Source organism: Streptomyces sp. NPDC026500 (genome assembly GCF_055567635.1).
Genome location: NZ_JBVHQB010000020.1, coordinates 1 through 16,210 on the forward strand (window position 1 = coordinate 1; position 16,210 = coordinate 16,210).

Below are 16,210 nucleotides of genomic sequence, written 5' to 3' on the forward strand. Positions count from 1 at the left end.
TCAGGAACAAGATCGGCACGCACCCGGACACCCTGCCGACCAAGATCGACGAGCACAAGACCTGCGGCTCAACTCATTCTGAAACGATCAGTAAGAGCCGCGGCCTTGAGTCCTCAGCGTTCCGCCCAACTGATCAAGTCGGTCCTGAAGGAATACGCACAGTGAAATTCGCAGAGCTCACGAACCCCGACCGTCCGGCGTGGATCGCCTCGTCCTACAGCAATGGTGCCGGCGGGGAATGCGTGGAGGCCGCCTTTGTGTCCTCAGGTGTCCTGGTGCGGGATTCCAAAGTGCCGGGCGGCCCTCATGTCAAAGTGTCTGCCGAGGCGTGGCGCGGGTTCCTCACGACACCGATGAGATGAGGAGAACGGCGGCACCTTGTCTCTCGTTGCCGGGTGCACGTCACCGCTGGCCCACCTGACCGGGCTCCGCGCCGGGGGTGAGCCCGGCGGCCTCAGCCGGGGAGTTAGCCTCGATCTGTTCGGAACGACCCTGTGAGCAGGAGACAGCAATGGCGAAGGTACCGGCCGCGGTGGTGGCCGCCGGGGGGCTTGTCGGTGGGTATGGCGTCGCCCGTTGGACCAAGAAGCGGCAGCTCGGCGGGGTCGTGCTGGCCGGCGCCGGGGCCGTCGCCGCGCGGCAGTGGAAGCAGCAGGCCGGCGGGAAGGCCGCCGGGGCGCTGACCGCCGCCTACGTCGTCGCCTTCGCCGGGTCGCATCCGCTGGCCAAGAAGGTGGGCGCCTGGCCCGCCGTCTTCGGCGTCGCCGGTGCCGTGGCCCTCGCCTCCTGGGCCGTCGCCGACCGGCACGCCTGAACGACGAGCGGCCGACCCCGGTAAGCAACAGGGTGACGAGGAGCGCCTCGCGGCCAAGCCCGTCGGCCCGAGCAGACGGTCTCTAAGGTCCGCCTAAGCTTTCGTGAGAGTTTCCTTGAGTTCCGCCTGGTCTTCTCGGCCGTGGGTGACGGCAGCCGCCGGACCGCCCGCGAGCGCGAGGAGAGCATGTATGCCACGTACGCCAGGCACGTCACGTATGAAGAGCAAGGCACAGTGGACGGCCGTGATCGCCGCGGCCACCGCGGCGATCTGTCTGACCGGGTCGGCAGCCGCGTCCTCGAACCCGTCGCCCGGTGGAAAGCCGAGCACGTCCGCGTCGGTCGACGCGGCGAAGGCCGCCAAAGCCAAGGCGGTCGCGGCCGCCAAGGCGAACGGCAAGGACCAGGGCAAGGGCAAGCCGGTGGAGGACCAGGCGCGGCTCGTGGAGGCCTTCACGAAGGGGATCGCCGCTCGGCTCGGGGTGAGCCCGGCGTCTGCGCGGCAGGCGGTCAAGGAACTGTTCGCGCTGGCTGACCGCCACGGCGGAGTCGATCCGCGAAGCCCGGAGTTCGCGGCCATCGCGAAGCGGCTCGGCGTCACCCCGGGACAGTTCGAGAAGGCACTTTCCGCGACCAAGCAGGCCATCGGGAAGCAGCAGGGCCCCGGAAAGCCCGGCGAGGGCAAGGACAAGGGCACAGGCGCGAACAAGGGCAAGGACAACGGCAAGGACAAGGGCAAGCCCGGACGCGACAAGCCCGTCATCAAGCACCAAGGGCCGGACGACCCCGCCGACGTGCGGAGCATCGCCTCGGGTGTCGCCCTTCGGCTGGGAGTGAGCACGGCCTCCGCGGAGCGAGCGGTCAAGGAGCTGTTCGCGCTCTCCGACCGGCCGGGTGGTGTCGACGCGGGAAGCGCGGAGTTCGCGGCCATCGCGAAGCGGCTCGGCGTCACCCCCGGACAGTTCGAGAAGGCACTGTCCGCGACCAAGCAGGCCGCGATCGCCAAGGAGCAGTCCCTGAAGGGCTGATCGAGCCGGCTCAGCTGATCCGGCTGAGCTAGTTGAGCCAGCTGAGCTATCTGAGCTATCTGAGCCACCCGATCCAGCAGCGTGACGGTCGGTCCGGTGCTCCCGGGCCGACCACCCTTGCCACCCTCTCTCACCCATTCGTCCCGCCCTGTCCGTCCCCGCCTCCCGGACAGCCCTCACGCCTATCCTTCATCCCCTATCCGCCCCGACCCCCGAACAGGACGATTGCCCCATGCGTGTGCTGGTGGTGGACGACGACGACGCGGTGCGCCTCGCGCTCTCCCGGGCCCTGGTCCGGGACGGCCACGAGGTGGCGGAGGCGAGCGACGGAACATCGGCTCTCGCGGAGCTCGGCGGCAGTCGGCCCGACGCCGTCATCCTCGACGTGCTCATGCCGGAGCCCAACGGCCTGGAGGTGTGCCGCCGCATCCGGGCCCGGGGCGACCGCGTGCCGATCCTCATGCTGACCGCCCGGGACCTGGTGGAGGACCGGGTCGCCGGGCTGGACGCGGGCGCCGACGACTACCTCGTCAAGCCGTTCGCGCTGGACGAGTTGCGGGCACGGATCCGTGCCCTGCTGCGACGCAGCGGCGCGGCCCAGGAGGAAGTCGTCCGCTTCGCCGACCTGGAACTGGACGTGGCGGCCTGCCGGGCCCGACGCGGTGGGCGGACGCTGGAACTCACCCGCACCGAGTACGCGCTCCTGGAGCTGTTCCTGCGCAACCCGCAGCGCGTGCTCAGCCGTTCACTCATCTTCGAAGCGGTCTGGGGCTACGACTTCGGGCCCTCCTCCAACGCCCTCTGGGTCTACGTCAGTTATCTGCGCGCAAAGCTGGAGGCGGGCGGCGAACCCCGGCTGCTCCAGACCGTGCGCGGACTCGGCTACGTACTGCGGGAGGAGCCGTGACCCTGAGCAACCGGGTGGCGCTGGCCGGGGGCGCCGTGGTCTGCGCGGCACTGGTGCTGGCCTCGCTGATCATCTACCCGTCGCTGAGCGCCGGCCTGCACCACCAGCACGACTCCCTGTTGGTCACCGCCGCGGACAAGGACGCCTCCAAGCTGCTGGCGGGGTTCAAGACCAAGATGCAGCAGCTCGAGCGGGAGGGCACCCCGCTGTCGGCGCCGACCTCGCCCGTCACCGTCGGCTCCACCCAGCTCCAGTTCATCGTCCCGCCGGTCACCGCCGGCTCCGACGCCGACTTCATCCCGGTCACCGAGAAGGACGTCCAGGTCGCCCGGGGCGCGGCCCCGGCCTACTTCCAGGACGCCCAGTACAAAGGGGTGAACTACCGGGTCTACACAGCGCCGTTGGCCCACTGGAACGGCGCGCTCGTCCGCGCCTCGATACCGCAGTCCGTGGTCGACTCCACCCTCGGTCCGCTCGCCGTCATGCTGATCGTGATCACGGCCTGCGGCACCCTGCTGGCCACCGTCGGCGCGCGGCTCGTCGCCGGCCGGGTGCTCCGCCCCGTGCGGCGGCTCACCGAGACGGTCGAGCACATCACGGCCACCCAGGACCTCACCGCCCGGATCGATGTACGGGGGCGCGACGAGATCGCCCGGCTGGCAGGCTCGTTCGCCGCGATGATGACGGCCGTGGAGGAGTCGGTACGTGCGCAGCGGCAGCTGGTCGCCGACGCCTCGCACGAACTGCGCACCCCGCTGACCAGCATCACCACCAATCTGGAGCTGCTGAGCGAAGGCCCCGGCGTGGCCGATCCGCAGGCCCCCGCACTGGTCGAACAGGCCCGCACCCAGGCCGAGGAACTCCGGTCCCTCGTCAACAACCTGGTGGAACTGGCCCGGTTCGGGCAGCAGGACGCCCACACCGAGGACACCCGCCTCGATCTGCTCACCGAGCGGGTGGTGGCCCGGACCGCCCGCCGCAGCCCGCAGGTGGCGCTGCGCACCGATCTCTCCGTGTGCATGGTGCACGCCGACCCCGACGCACTGGAGCGCGCCGTGGGCAACCTCGTCGACAACGCCGTCAAATGGAGCCCGGCGGGAGGTCAGGTCCTCGTCGCGGTGTTTCCCGACGGTACGGTCACGGTCACCGACGAGGGCCCGGGCATCCCCGCGGCCGACCTGCCCTTCGTCTTCGACCGCTTCTACCGTTCGCCGACCGCCCGGTCCCTTCCCGGGTCCGGCCTCGGGCTCGCGATCGTCAAGCAGGTCGCGGAGACCCACGGCGGCACCGTGGCCACCGAACCCCTGGACCAGGGTCTGCGCATGAGACTCTCCCTCCCGGCCGCGCCCTGACCCCGCGCGGCCGACGGGGCCTCGGCGGCCCTCAGAGAACGCCCTCCCCCACCCGCTCCCCCGCCCCCCGAAACGCCCGCCGGTACGCGTACGGGCTCGTCCCCACCACCCGCTTGAAGCGCTCCCGGAATGCCGTCGGCGAGCCGAACCCCGCCTGGATGGCGATGCGTTCGACGGGGTACGTGGTCGTCTCCAGGAGGTACTGGGCGCGTCGCACCCGGGCCCGGTGCAGCCATTGGAGGGGTGACGTGCCGGTCTGTTCGCGGAAGCGGCGGTTGAGGGTGCGGGTGCTCATACCGGCGTGACCGGCGATGTCCTCCAGGGTCAGTTCCCGGTCCGCGTTCTCCTCCAGCCAGTCGAGGAGCGGCTCCATCGTCGCGCCCGCCGGTACGGGTGGCTGGGTGTGGACGATGAACTGGGCCTGACCGCCCTCCCGTTCGAGCGGCATGACGGACATCCGGGCGGCGTGCGCGGCGACGGCCGAGCCGTGGTCCTTGCGGATCATGTGCAGGCACATGTCGAGGGCCGCCGCCGCGCCCGCCGAGGTGAGGAACTGGCCGTTGTCGACGTAGAGCACGTTCGGGTCGACGGTCACCGCCGGGTACCTGGCCGCCAGCTCCCGGGCCGCGACCCAGTGCGTGGTCGCGCGCAGTCCGTCCAGCAGTCCGGTGGCGGCGAGGACGAAGGCGCCGACGCAGACCGAGGCGATCCGGGTGCCGTTCGCGGCCGCCGTGCGCAGCGCCTCCGTGACGCCCGGCGGGAGGGGGGCGGACGGGTCGGCGACGCCGGGCAGGACGATCGTGTCCGCCTCGGCCAGCGTCTGAAGGCCGTACGGGGCACGCAGCGTGAAGGCGCCCGCGCTCACCTCCGTGTCCGCCGTGACCGCGCACACCCGGGTCCGGTACGCCGGTCGGCCGTCGGGCAGCCGGGCCCAGCCGAAGGTGTCGATCGGGGCGGAGAGATCGAACGGGATGACCTGGTCGAGTGCCAGTACGGCCACAGTGTGCATGGCCAGAGCGTAGGCATACGCCGGATTCCCGTCATGCGGCCGGATGCGGGCGGCAGCGGCCGGCCGGACCCCGACCCCGGGCGAGACCAGCGGTGAGGTGCTGGCCGGAATTCGTTGGCCCCTGGCAGAAGTGCCACTTCTCCAAGATCTGTCCAGGCCCCTACCGTCACCCCGTGACCAAGTTCCTCCTCGCCGTCCATGTCATCGCCGCGATCGTCGCCATCGGGCCCGTCACGGTCGCCGCGAGCATGTTCCCGCCGGCCGCGCGCAAGATGCTCGAAGCGCCGGACGACCCGGGCGCGCTCGCCACCACGCGGCTGCTGCACCGCATCTGCCAGGTGTACGCCGTGGCGGGCGTCGTCGTCCCCGTCTTCGGATTCGCCACGGCGAGCGACATGGGCGTGCTCGGCGACCCCTGGCTGATCGTCTCGATCGCGCTGACCGCGCTCGCGGCCGTGGTCCTCGCCGCCCTGGTGCTGCCCCGGCAGAGCGCGATCCTGGAGGGCGCCCTCCAGAGCGGGGCGGCGCGGGACGGCGCCCTCCAGAGCGGGGCCCTCCAGGCGGGAGCGGTCCAGGAAGGTGCGGTCCGGGCGGGAGCGGTCCAGGAGGACGTGGTCCCGGTGGGGGCGGTGGACCGTACGGCGACTGTTCGGCTCGCGATGTTCACCGGGATCTTCAACCTGTTGTGGGCCACCGTCACCGTCCTGATGATCATCCGGCCGGGGTCCACCACGGGGGCCTAGTACGACCGCCGCCGGGGGCTCCGCTCGCCCGCCCGGCATGCGCGCCGGAGCACACTCCCGAGCGCATACCGGAGCCCGCTTCCCGGGGCTTAGGATCCCGACCATGAACGCACAGCGGGAACAGTCGACGCCCGGCGCCTACCTGACCTTCGTGGAGCGCCGGTTGACGGCGGACGGATGCGCCACGCGATGGGAGGACTGGGCCGGGGTGCCCGTACTCGTGGGGCGCCGGGCCGAGTTCCGGATGCGCTGGATGGCGACGAAACTGCATCTGTTCACGGTGGCCGCGGCCGTCCCGGAGATAACCGTGCCGGTCCTCTCCGGCTTCACCGACCAGGTGATGCGGTACGCCAAGGACACCAAGGGCGGTCTGCCGGTCGGCCTGCAGAACGGTATCGGCGCCTTCCCGCTCCTGGTCAGCGACCGGGTCGATCCGGCGGCCGTGCAGTGGGCGGAGGCGCAGCAGCGGGTCAAGTTCGCCTGCATGACACGGCCCGTCGTGGTCGACAGTTCGCGCCAGTACGTGGGCATGTACCGCGGCAAGCCGGTCCTCGGGCGCGTCTACGCCTCGTACTTCAACGAGAAGGGGTCTCAGTACTTCTACGGCCAGTGCGGGCACGGGCGGTGCGCCCTTGCCTCCGGTGCGGGGGGGTGCGGCCTCGCGCTCGGCGCGCCCCCGTTCCGGCGCACCCGACCTCCAGGCGCGCCTCACTCCAGGCGCGCCTCACATCAGGCGCCGCCTCCGGCGCGCCTCACCTCCGGTGCCCCAGCACATTCACCACCCGCCCGTTCGGATCCCGTACGAAGAACCGTCGTACACCCCACTCCTCGTCACGCAGCTCCCGCAGGACCTCCGCACCCGACGCGGTCAACCGCGCGTACACGGCGTCGACGTCCTCGACCTCCACGCTCAGGTCGGGGACGACGGGGGCGGTGCGTTCCTCGGTGAGGAAGCTGATCTGTGCGGTGGGGTTGGACGGGGACGCGAGCGTCATGACCCAGCCCTGGTTCATGACCTCCTCGAAGCCGAGCAGGCCGTAGAAGTCCCGGTTCGTCGCCATGTCCTTCTCGGAGCCGATCCGGATGTCCGGGACGATCCTGCGGACGGTCATGGGCCTGCCTCCTCACGGCCCACGCAGGTGAGCCGGTTCTCGTCGCGGACCGGGGCTGTTCTCGTCACGGACCGTGGGACCCACGCCCGCGGACGGTGAACCGGCGGCTCAGCGTCGGCCTGCCAGGGCCCACTCCTCTTCCATGGCGTCCGCCAAGTCTGCCCTGAACTGCCGGGCCACCGCGGCCACGACAAGCACGACGGCGGCCCCGAGCAGAGTGACGGCCGCCCACGTCAGCGGCCACACGTCGGCGAAGCCGTCCGGAGCGGCGGGATGGGTCCGCAGCGAAACATAGAGCAGGGCCGCCGGAGGCGCCGCGACCAGGAGCAACGGCCAGGCCAGCGCGTCCCGGAGGCCGAAGTGGACGGCCAGGAGCACCAGGATCGCGGCCAGGGCGAGGACGCCCGTTCCGGTCACCGGGGTGGTCTCCACGGCCGAGCCCGGTGTCTCGGGGCGGTTGCGCAGATCCCAGGGGAGGCAGAGGAAGTACGCCGCGCAGGACAGAGCGGCGCCGAGCACGCGCGTCAGCCAGCGTTCCGGCCAGGGGCGCGTTCGCAGAGGGCGGAGCAGCTTCTCGGTCATGGCTAGGAGAATTCCGCGCCCGGCGGGGGCGCGACAGAGTACGCGTACTCAGAACGGCCCGCCTTGAAGGGCCACTTGGAACCCGGAGGGCTCGCGGCGGAAAGCGTTCGGCGCCCGACGGAACACGTCCAGCCCCGACGGAACACGCCCGGCGCCCGACAGAACACGTCCAGCGCCCGACAGAACACGCCCGGCGCCGGACGGAAAGGGCACGGCGGCCGGGCGGAAAGGGCACGGCACCGGAACTCATGTCGCGCGTGCGGACGGTGCCTTCGACGACACGTCGGTCTCGGCGGGCGCCGTCGACAGCGGCGCGGCGATGTCCTCCAGGGAGCGGCGCTCGGCGTTGACCGCGAGGAACACGGCGACCAGGCCCGCGGCGCACATCAGACCGGCGCCGATCTGGAACGCGAGCACCGTGTCGCCGACGACGCCGGACTTGGTGAGGTCCGCGAAGACCAGCGGCCCGCTGATACCGCCGGCGGCGGTGCCGATGGCGTAGAAGAAGGCGATGGCCATCGCGCGCGTCTCCATCGGGAAGACCTCGGAGACGGTCAGGTAGGCGCTGGAGGCGCCCGCCGACGCGAAGAAGAGGACCACGCACCAACAGGCCGTCATCGTCACCGCGTTCAGTGAGCCCTGGTCGAAGAGCCACGCCGTGCCGAACAGCAGCAGGCCCGAGAGCAGATAGGTCGAGGAGATCATCACCCGGCGGCCGACGGTGTCGAAGAGCTTGCCGAGCAGCAGCGGGCCGAGGAAGTTGCCCGCCGCGATGACGGCGAAGTAGTAGCCCGTGCCGCCCGTGGGCACGTCGAAGAACGTGGTGAGGATGGAGCCGAAGCCGAAGGTGATCGCGTTGTAGAGGAAGGCCTGGCCGATGAAGAGGGCGAGGCCGAGCACGGCCCGTTTCGGGTAGTGCCCGAAGACGGTCCTGGCGATCACGCCGAAGCCGATGCTCCTGCGCTGCCGGATGGTGATCTCGCCCTCGGGTGCCGGCAGCGGTTCACCCCGTTCCTCCTCGATCTCCTCCTCGACGGAGGCCACCAGCTCTTCCGCGGCCTCACCCTTGCCGTGGATGAACTGCCACCGCGGGCTCTCCGGAACATGCCGCCTGACCAGCAGGACCACCAGGCCGAGGACCACACCGAGGCCGAACGTGAGCCGCCAGCCGAGGTCCTTGGGGAAGATGTCCGTGTTCAGCATGACGATCGACAGCAGCGCGCCGCCGATCGCGCCGAGCCAGTAACTGCCGTTGATGATCAGGTCGACACGGCCGCGGAACCTGGCGGGGATGAGTTCGTCGATCGCCGAGTTGATGGCCGCGTACTCGCCGCCGATACCGAAGCCGGTGAGGAAGCGGAAGGTGAAGAACCACCAGGCGTCGAAGGACAGCCCGGTCAGCGCCGTCGCCGAGAGGTAGACGACGAGGGTGACCATGAAGAGCTTCTTGCGGCCGTGCCGGTCCGTCAGCCAGCCGAAGAACAGGGCGCCCGCGCAGGCGCCCGCCACATAGAGCGCCGCCGCGATACCGGTGACCTGCGCCGCGGAGATCGCCAGACCGCTGCCCTCCTCGGAGAGCCGGCCCGCGATGTTGCCGACGGTGGTGACCTCCAGACCGTCCAGGATCCAGACGGTCCCGAGACCGATCACGATCATCCAGTGCCAGCGGGACCACGGCAGCCGGTCCAGACGGGCGGGAACGTTCGTGGTGACCGTGCCGGTGGAGGCGGGGGTCGGGGCCGGTGATTCCGGCGATTCCGGCGAGGCTGGGGCGGTCATGTGGGCTCCCTCTCCTTCGAGTGAGCCGCCCGGGTTCCCTGTCTCCGCCCGGCTACGCCCCCAGAGCCCGCGACACCACGTAGATCAGCAGTCCGGCCAGTGAGCCGACCACCGTGCCGTTGATCCGGATGAACTGCAGGTCACGGCCGATGTTCGCCTCGATCTTCTTCGTCGTGTGCTCGGCGTCCCAGCCGGCGACCGTGTCCGTGATGAGCGAGGTGATCTCCTTGCGGTATGTCGTCACGACGTACACCGCCGCGCCCTCCACCCAGCTGTCGACCTTGGCCTGGAGCTTGGGTTCGGTGGCCATCCGGGCGCCGAGGGACAGCAGCGAGGCCCGCACGCGCAGCCGCAGCTCACTGCGCTCGTCCTCGGCCGCGGACACGATCATCGACCGTACGGCCGTCCACGCGGAGGCGATCAGGTCCTGGACCTCGCCGCGGCCCAGCACCTCGCCCTTGAGGCGCTCCACGCGCGCGCGGGTGTCGGTGTCGGACTGGAGATCGGAGGCGAAGTCGGTGAGGAACCGGTCGAGGGCGCCGCGGGCCGGGTGGGACGGGGAGTCGCGCATCTCGGTGACGAAGCGAAGCAGTTCCTTGTAGACGCGCTCGCCGACCTTCTTGTCGACGAAACGGGGCGTCCAGCCGGGCGCGCCGCCCTGGACGGCGTCCATCACCTGCTCGTCGTGGAACACCAGCCAGTCGTGGGCGCGGGTGACCACCAGGTCGACGAACCGTCTGTGGCCGCCGTCCGCGACGATCTTCTCCAGCATCTTCCCTATGCCGGGGGCGATCTCCTGGGCGTCGGCGCGGCGGGTGATCGCCTCCCCGACCACGGCCTGCACGTCGGAGTCCCTGAGGACGGTCAGCGCCCCTCTGAGCGCGGCGGCCAGTTCGGCCGTGACCCGGTCGGCGTGGTCCGGATCGGCGAGCCAGACGCCCAGCCTGCTGCCGATGCCCACCGCGCGCAGCCGCTGCCGGACGACCTCCTCGGAGAGGAAGTTCTCGCCGACGAACTCGCCCAGCGAGACGCCCAGCTGATCCTTCTTGGTCGGGATGATCGCGGTGTGCGGGATGGGCAGGCCGAGCGGGTGCCGGAAGAGGGCCGTGACCGCGAACCAGTCGGCCAGCGCGCCGACCATGCCCGCCTCGGCGGCCGCCGCGACATAGCCGGCCCAGGCGCCCGCGCCCGCGTGCGAGGCCCATTTGGCCAGCACGTACACGACGGCGACGAAGAGCAGCAGCGCGGTGGCGGTCGTCTTCATCCGGCGCACACCGCGGCGCTTCTCCTCGTCGGCGGCGCTGAAGGTGTTCATAGCCCGGCCCGGTGGTCCGGCGGCGGGCGCGGCGTTCACTGCGTTCGTGGCGGTGCCGGGACGGGCATGCTGCTCCATGTCGTCCGCTTCACCCGAATTCGTGCGTTCCATTCACTCCACCCGTTCGCAGGCCCTGTCGCGCCCCGTTCACATTGTCCCTTTCTCCCTCTCTTCATGACCGACTCCTGGAACGACACAGGAGTTCCCGGCGTCTGTTCGGATGGGGAATCGACCAGGGCGTCCCCTAGGGGGCGGGTCGGAGCTCGTCCACCGCATGACGCATCATGGGGTGATCGCATCGGAGCCCCCGGGCTCCCTCGTTCGAGGAGAAACGCACCGCATGACCAAGCGTCACGGTTATGCCCTGCTCGCCGCGGTCCTCGCCGTGGTCGTGACCCTTTCCGCAGCCATATACCTGGGCGTCGCGGCCGGCGACGGCAACGGCGCCAGGGCCGACGTCACCGGTGGCCGCACGTCGCACAACGCCGCCGCCCCCGCCTCGACCGGCACCTGGGTCGGCGCCTGGTCCGCCTCCCCGGCCGGAGCCGAGCCCGGCACGGAGCCGAGCGGTCTGGCGGGCCGCTCCGTACGCAACGTCGTGCATACGGCCGCCGGCGGTACGAGTGCCCGCATCACGCTGTCCAATCTCTACGGGCAGCAGCCGCTGGTCGTCACGCACGCCACGATCGCCGTCGCCGCGACCGCGAACAACGCCGCCGCCGCGGTCGACACCATGCGCCGCCTCACGTTCGGCGGCGCCACGACGGTCGTGGTCCCGTCCGGCGGCCAGGTGAAGAGTGACGCCGTGGGCGTCCGTATCCCGCACGGCGTGGACGTCCTCGTGACGACGTACTCGCCGACCCCGTCCGGTCCGGTCACCTACCACCCGCGCGCCCGGCAGATCTCGTACGTGGCCGACGGCGACCGCACCGAGGACGTGAGCGCCGCCCGGTACACCGAACAGAGCCCGTACTGGCGTTACTTGACCGCGCTCGACGTGCTCAGCGACGAGGCCACGGGCACCGTCGTCGCCCTCGGCGACTCGCTCACCGACGGCGTCACCTCCACCGTGGGGGCCAACCGCCGCTGGACGGACGTCCTTTCGGAGCGGCTGCGCGCGTCGGCCGGATCCGGCACCACACCCCGCTACAGCGTCGTCAACCAGGGCATCAGCGGGAACCAGGTCCTCGCCGGGGGCTTCGGGCGGCCGGCCGACAGCCCCAGCGGGCTGAGCCGGTTCGGACGCGACGTGCTCGACCGTACGAACGTCAAGGCCGTCGTCATCGACCTCGGCGTCAACGACATCCTGCGCAACCCGAACCAGGTCGACCCCCGCACCGTCACCGACGGCCTGCGGACCCTGGTGCGGCAGGCGCACGCCCATGGACTGCGGGTGATCGGCGCCACCCTGATGCCGTTCCAGGGGTACCGCGGGTACACGGACGCGCGGGAGGCCGTACGCCAGGCAGTGAACGCTGAGATCCGGGGCGGGAAGGTGTACGACGCCGTCGTCGACTTCGACGTGGCACTGCGGGACCCGTACGACCCGCGAAGGCTGCGGACCGACTACGACTCGGGCGATCACCTGCACCCCAGCGACAAGGGGTTCCGGCGGATGGCCGACGTGTTCGACCTGAAGGACCTGAAGGGGTCGGCTCCGGCGGAGCTGTGATCCGCCGGAGGCCCGCGGCCCACGAAGGCACAGAAGATCAGCGGTCCCGAACGGCCCCGGACGGCCCCGGACGTCAACGACCCCGGACAGCTCCGGACGTCAACGATCCCGGATGCCTCCCGAGGTCAACGGCCCCGGAGACCGCCGGAGTTCAGTAGTCGCCGTCGCGAGATCACCAGTCGCCGTCGCGCCGTCGATGGCGGTCCTCCCGGCGCTCCCGGTGCCGCTCCCTGCGGTCCTCGTGGCGCCGGCGGCGGTCCTCGTGGCGGTCACGGATCAGGTCGCGGACGTCGTCGAGCGCGTCGTACGCGTCACCGAGGCCCCCGCCCTGCGAACCCTGCAACTCCTTGCGGGACTCCCTGCGCTCCAGCTTCTCCTGGCGGCGCTCCTCCTTGAGGCGCTGGCGCTCCGCACGGGTGAGTTTGCGCTCGACCCCGACACCGCCCCAGAAGGCGAAGCCCGTGATGATCACCCGGGGCGCCCCGGGGTCGCCCGCCCGGTCCGACTCGCGGTGGTCGAAGCCGCCCATGATGCCGATGCCGCGGACGACGACCTCGACGCCGGGCGGCACGATCACATTCATCCCGCCCATGACCGCGACGCAGTTGATGACGACCTCGCGATCCGCGAAGTTCGCCTCGCGCAGGTCGATCTCACCGCCTCCCATGAAGGCGAAGGCGTTGAAGCGCTTCGGCACCGTCCAGCGGCCCTTGCGCTCGAAGCCGGACAGGATCGCCACGCCCCACGCGGACGAGCCCTCGCCGCCGACGATACGAGAACCCCAACTCCCGTCGTCCACGGGCTGCTTGACCATGGAGACGCGAGCGGTCGGGGCCTCGCCCGGCAGATCGCGGGTGATCGGCGCCAACTCCCCGTAGGTACGCGCCGTGTACGTCGCCTCCAGCCGCTCCTCGAACTCCTCCATGTCGAGACGGCCCTCCGCGAGGGCGTCCCTCAGCTGTTCGGCGACTCGTTCACGATCGGCGTCGGAGGCACGCAGCTCCGGGAGTTCGTCGTCGGTCATGGACAGCAGCCTACGAGTTCCCCCGCCCGCTAGCCATCCGGCCCACCCTTCCCGCAGCCTCCGCTACGAGACCGTCTTCCCCGCGTACATGCGGCTGATGACCGCCTCGATGTCCGGCTCCCGCACCGAGAGATCCACCAGCGGGTACTCCGCCGCGATCCGCGCCACCAGCGGAGCGGCCGACCGGGCTGCGGGGAAGGCCAGCCACTGCCGCGGCCCCTCCACCTTCACCACCCGCGCCGACTCCACCTCGATCGGCGGCAGTTCCCGCTCCAGGTCCACGATCAGGGTCCGCTCGCTCTCCCCCACCTCGTGCAGCCCGCTCAGCGCACCGTCGTACATCAGCCGTCCGTGGTCGATGACCATCACCCGCCGGCACAGTTGCTCGATGTCGGTGAGGTCGTGCGTGGTGAGCAGGACGGTCGTGCCGCGCTCGGCGTTCAGGTCCCGCAGGAACTCCCGGACCCGCACCTTGCTGACCACATCGAGCCCGATCGTCGGCTCGTCGAGGTAGAGCACCTCGGGATCGTGCAGCAGAGCCGCCGCGATGTCGCCGCGCATCCGCTGCCCCAGCGACAGTTGCCGTACCGGAACGTCCAACAGGTCGCCCAGCTGCAGGAGTTCGACACAGCGGTCGAGGTTCTCCCGGAACCGCGCGTCCGGGATGCGGTACATGCGATGCATCAGCCGGTAGGAGTCGATCAGCGGGAGGTCCCACCACAGCGTCGTACGCTGCCCGAACACGACCCCGATCCGGCGCGCGACACGGGTGCGCTCACGGGACGGGTCGAGCCCGGCGACCCGCAACCGGCCGCCGGACGGGGTGAGGATGCCGGTGAGCATCTTGATGGTGGTCGACTTGCCGGCGCCGTTCGGGCCGATGTAGCCGACCATCTCGCCGCGCGCGACGCTGAAGGAGATCGAGTCGACGGCCCGCACCTGCCGCCGCTCGCCACGCAGGAAGCCCGTCTTCTTGCGCACGTCGAAGACCTTCTCGACACCGTCGAGCTCGATGAAGCCGGCCGCCTGGCCCGCTTCCGTCTCCGAGCCGGCTCCCCTGCCCGTCTCCGGGCCGGCTCCCTTTCCCGGAGAGGTGAATTCGCTGTTTCCGGCGATGGCCACGCCCATTCCCCTAACTTCCCGTACTCCGGTACGCGCGCAGCCCCGCGCGCCAGGCGATCCCGGCCAGCGCGCAGCAGCCCGCCGCCACGAGTGGTGGTGCGAACGCGACCCACGTCGGCAGGTCGAGCGGATAGGGCCGCCCCAGCACATACAGCGCGGGCAGCCAGTTGACGAAGGCGAGCGGGAGGACGAAGGTCACCCCGCGCACCAGGTCCTTGGCGAAGACGGTCGGCGGGTACTGCAGGAGCGTATTGCCTCCGTACGTGAAGGAGTTCTGCACCTCGGAGGCGTCCTGTGCGACGAACTGGAAGGCCGCGCCCGCCACGAACACCGCCGAGAAGATCGCTCCGCCGCTGAGCAGCATCAGCGGGATCATCAGCACCTTGAGCGGCGTCCAGTGGATGTCGAGGACGGCGAGGGCGTATCCGAGGACGAGCAGCCCCTGGGTGATCCGGCCGAGGCGGCGCAGCGCGAAGCGGTCCGCCGCGACCTGCGCGAGCACGGGCGCCGGACGCACCAGGAGTGTGTCGAGGGTGCCGTCGCGCACCCGTCGCCCGAGCCGGTCCATCGAGCCGAGCCCAAGGTCCGCGAGCCCGAAGGCGGTTCCGGACAGCCCGTAGAGCAGGGCGACCTCGGGCAGGCTGTAGCCGCCGAGCCGGTCGACCTGCGAGAACATCAGCAGGATCGCCACGAAGTCGAGGGCGGTCGCCGCGAAGTTCCCGAAGGCGGTCATCGCGAAGGAGGCACGGTAGGCCATCGTGGAACGGATCCACATCGCGGTGATCAGCCGGTAGGCCCGCAGCCCGTCCCGCAGCCGCTCGTACGCCCCCTGCCGCTCGAAGGGGTGAGCGTCCACCACGCGGGCCGTCTCCCGCACCACGCCGACCGCGGTCCGCGCCCCCTCCCCCATGGGACCGGCCACCTCGCGCGTCTCCTCCTCCACCGGGTCAGCCACCCTGAACCACCACCCTCCGCGTCGCCACCGACTGGACGAGCCGCCCGGCCACGAGCAGCCCGATCGCCCAGGTGGCCTGTCTCGCGAAAGTGACCAGCGGGTCGGCCGTGCCGAGCAGTACGTCGACGGGCGCCTGGATCAGCGACGACCAGGGCAGCGCCCGTACGACCTCGCCGAGGACGCCCGGGAAGACGTTCAGCGGCAGCAGCATCCCCGAGCAGAAGATCCCCGCGATGAAGGTCAACTGCGCCACCCCCGCGCCGTCGAGCAGCCAGAACGCGGACAGCGCCACCAGGAAGCGGATCGCGAAACTGACGACCACCCCGAGCGCGACCGCGACCAGGAAGGCGAGCCAGGTCAGCGGATCCGAGGGCAGCGCCAGGTCGAAGACGAGCGCGCCGAAGGCGAGCGGGACCACTCCACGGCCCATCAGATGGAACAGCGCCCGGCCCATGTCCTGCGCGAGCCACCACATCTGGAGGTCGGCCGGCCGGTACAGGTCGATCGCGATGTCACCCGTACGGATGCGCTCGATCAGTTCGTCCTCGAAGCCGCCGCCCATCACCGCAACCACCATCAACAGCGCCTGGCTGACCCAGACATAACTGAGCGCCTGCGCCTGGTCGTAGCCGCCGAGGTGCGGCTTGGTGTCCCACAGGGCCATGAACAGGTACGCCAGGATCAGCCCGAAGACGGTGTTGGTGAAGACACCCGCCGCGGTGGCGATCCGATAGGTGGCGTAACGCCGGAACCCGCTTCCCGCGACAGCCGCGTACAGCCGCGCTGTGCCCACAACC

Annotated in this window: 16 protein-coding genes; 7 read left to right on the forward strand and 9 right to left on the reverse strand. The window is 70.8% G+C overall.

Features of this window, described 5'->3' with window-relative positions; all coding sequences use genetic code 11:
• From ACZ4N5_RS30715 to ACZ4N5_RS30735, 5 genes are all read left to right on the forward strand, one after another.
• A partial coding sequence (locus ACZ4N5_RS30715) for a DUF397 domain-containing protein (protein ID WP_467760305.1) occupies nt 1-362 on the forward strand: 362 nt, incomplete at its 5' end.
• Between the two features lie 149 nt (nt 363-511).
• Nucleotides 512-814, forward strand: a complete 303-nt coding sequence (locus tag ACZ4N5_RS30720; RefSeq protein WP_467760306.1) for a hypothetical protein — start codon at nt 512-514, stop codon at nt 812-814.
• Between the two features lie 190 nt (nt 815-1,004).
• Nucleotides 1,005-1,841 carry a hypothetical protein gene (locus tag ACZ4N5_RS30725; protein WP_467760307.1) on the forward strand — a complete coding sequence of 279 codons (837 nt, stop codon included), beginning with the start codon at nt 1,005-1,007 and terminating at the stop codon, nt 1,839-1,841.
• Between the two features lie 232 nt (nt 1,842-2,073).
• Entirely contained in the window at nt 2,074-2,748 is a 675-nt protein-coding gene (locus tag ACZ4N5_RS30730) for a response regulator transcription factor (RefSeq protein ID WP_467760308.1), read from the forward strand.
• Nucleotides 2,745-4,100, forward strand: a complete 1,356-nt coding sequence (locus ACZ4N5_RS30735) for a sensor histidine kinase (protein ID WP_467760309.1) — start codon at nt 2,745-2,747, stop codon at nt 4,098-4,100. The genes ACZ4N5_RS30730 and ACZ4N5_RS30735 overlap by 4 nt, the downstream gene beginning before the upstream one ends.
• A gap of 31 nt (nt 4,101-4,131) precedes the next feature.
• Here the strand turns inward: ACZ4N5_RS30735 and ACZ4N5_RS30740 are convergent, their stop codons facing one another.
• Nucleotides 4,132-5,109, reverse strand: coding sequence for a GlxA family transcriptional regulator (locus ACZ4N5_RS30740; protein WP_467760310.1), 978 nt, complete (start codon nt 5,107-5,109; stop codon nt 4,132-4,134).
• Between the two features lie 173 nt (nt 5,110-5,282).
• Here ACZ4N5_RS30740 and ACZ4N5_RS30745 point away from each other — a divergent pair, with 173 nt between their 5' ends.
• Nucleotides 5,283-5,852, forward strand: coding sequence for a hypothetical protein (locus tag ACZ4N5_RS30745; protein WP_467760311.1), 570 nt, complete (start codon nt 5,283-5,285; stop codon nt 5,850-5,852).
• A gap of 752 nt (nt 5,853-6,604) precedes the next feature.
• Here the strand turns inward: ACZ4N5_RS30745 and ACZ4N5_RS30750 are convergent.
• The 4 genes from ACZ4N5_RS30750 to ACZ4N5_RS30765 form a co-directional block, all read right to left on the reverse strand.
• Nucleotides 6,605-6,964, reverse strand: coding sequence for a VOC family protein (locus ACZ4N5_RS30750; RefSeq protein WP_467760312.1), 360 nt, complete (start codon nt 6,962-6,964; stop codon nt 6,605-6,607).
• Between the two features lie 108 nt (nt 6,965-7,072).
• Nucleotides 7,073-7,546, reverse strand: coding sequence for a hypothetical protein (locus ACZ4N5_RS30755; RefSeq protein WP_467760313.1), 474 nt, complete (start codon nt 7,544-7,546; stop codon nt 7,073-7,075).
• Nucleotides 7,547-7,792: 246 nt separating this feature from the next.
• A complete protein-coding gene (locus ACZ4N5_RS30760) occupies nt 7,793-9,325 on the reverse strand; it encodes an MFS transporter (RefSeq protein ID WP_467760314.1) in 1,533 nt (510 codons plus the stop codon).
• 52 nt (nt 9,326-9,377) lie between these two features.
• Nucleotides 9,378-10,751, reverse strand: coding sequence for a DUF445 domain-containing protein (locus ACZ4N5_RS30765; RefSeq protein WP_467760315.1), 1,374 nt, complete (start codon nt 10,749-10,751; stop codon nt 9,378-9,380).
• Between the two features lie 229 nt (nt 10,752-10,980).
• Between ACZ4N5_RS30765 and ACZ4N5_RS30770 the strand changes: the two genes are divergently transcribed.
• Nucleotides 10,981-12,312, forward strand: coding sequence for an SGNH/GDSL hydrolase family protein (locus ACZ4N5_RS30770; RefSeq protein WP_467760316.1), 1,332 nt, complete (start codon nt 10,981-10,983; stop codon nt 12,310-12,312).
• A 172-nt stretch (nt 12,313-12,484) separates the two neighbouring features.
• On the opposite strand, the gene ACZ4N5_RS30775 is transcribed toward ACZ4N5_RS30770, so the two are convergent.
• The 4 genes from ACZ4N5_RS30775 to ACZ4N5_RS30790 all read right to left on the reverse strand — a co-directional run bounded on the left by ACZ4N5_RS30775 (nt 12,485) and on the right by ACZ4N5_RS30790 (nt 16,206).
• Nucleotides 12,485-13,336: a DUF1707 SHOCT-like domain-containing protein gene (locus ACZ4N5_RS30775; protein ID WP_467760317.1), complete on the reverse strand. Its 852-nt coding sequence runs from the start codon at nt 13,334-13,336 to the stop codon at nt 12,485-12,487.
• A 63-nt stretch (nt 13,337-13,399) separates the two neighbouring features.
• Complete coding sequence (locus ACZ4N5_RS30780; protein WP_467760431.1) at nt 13,400-14,350, reverse strand: ABC transporter ATP-binding protein; 951 nt, start codon at nt 14,348-14,350, stop codon at nt 13,400-13,402.
• A gap of 118 nt (nt 14,351-14,468) precedes the next feature.
• Nucleotides 14,469-15,368 carry an ABC transporter permease gene (locus ACZ4N5_RS30785; protein ID WP_467760432.1) on the reverse strand — a complete coding sequence of 300 codons (900 nt, stop codon included), beginning with the start codon at nt 15,366-15,368 and terminating at the stop codon, nt 14,469-14,471.
• A 37-nt stretch (nt 15,369-15,405) separates the two neighbouring features.
• Nucleotides 15,406-16,206 carry an ABC transporter permease gene (locus ACZ4N5_RS30790; RefSeq protein WP_467760318.1) on the reverse strand — a complete coding sequence of 267 codons (801 nt, stop codon included), beginning with the start codon at nt 16,204-16,206 and terminating at the stop codon, nt 15,406-15,408.
• Between the last annotated feature and the right edge of the window lie 4 nt (nt 16,207-16,210).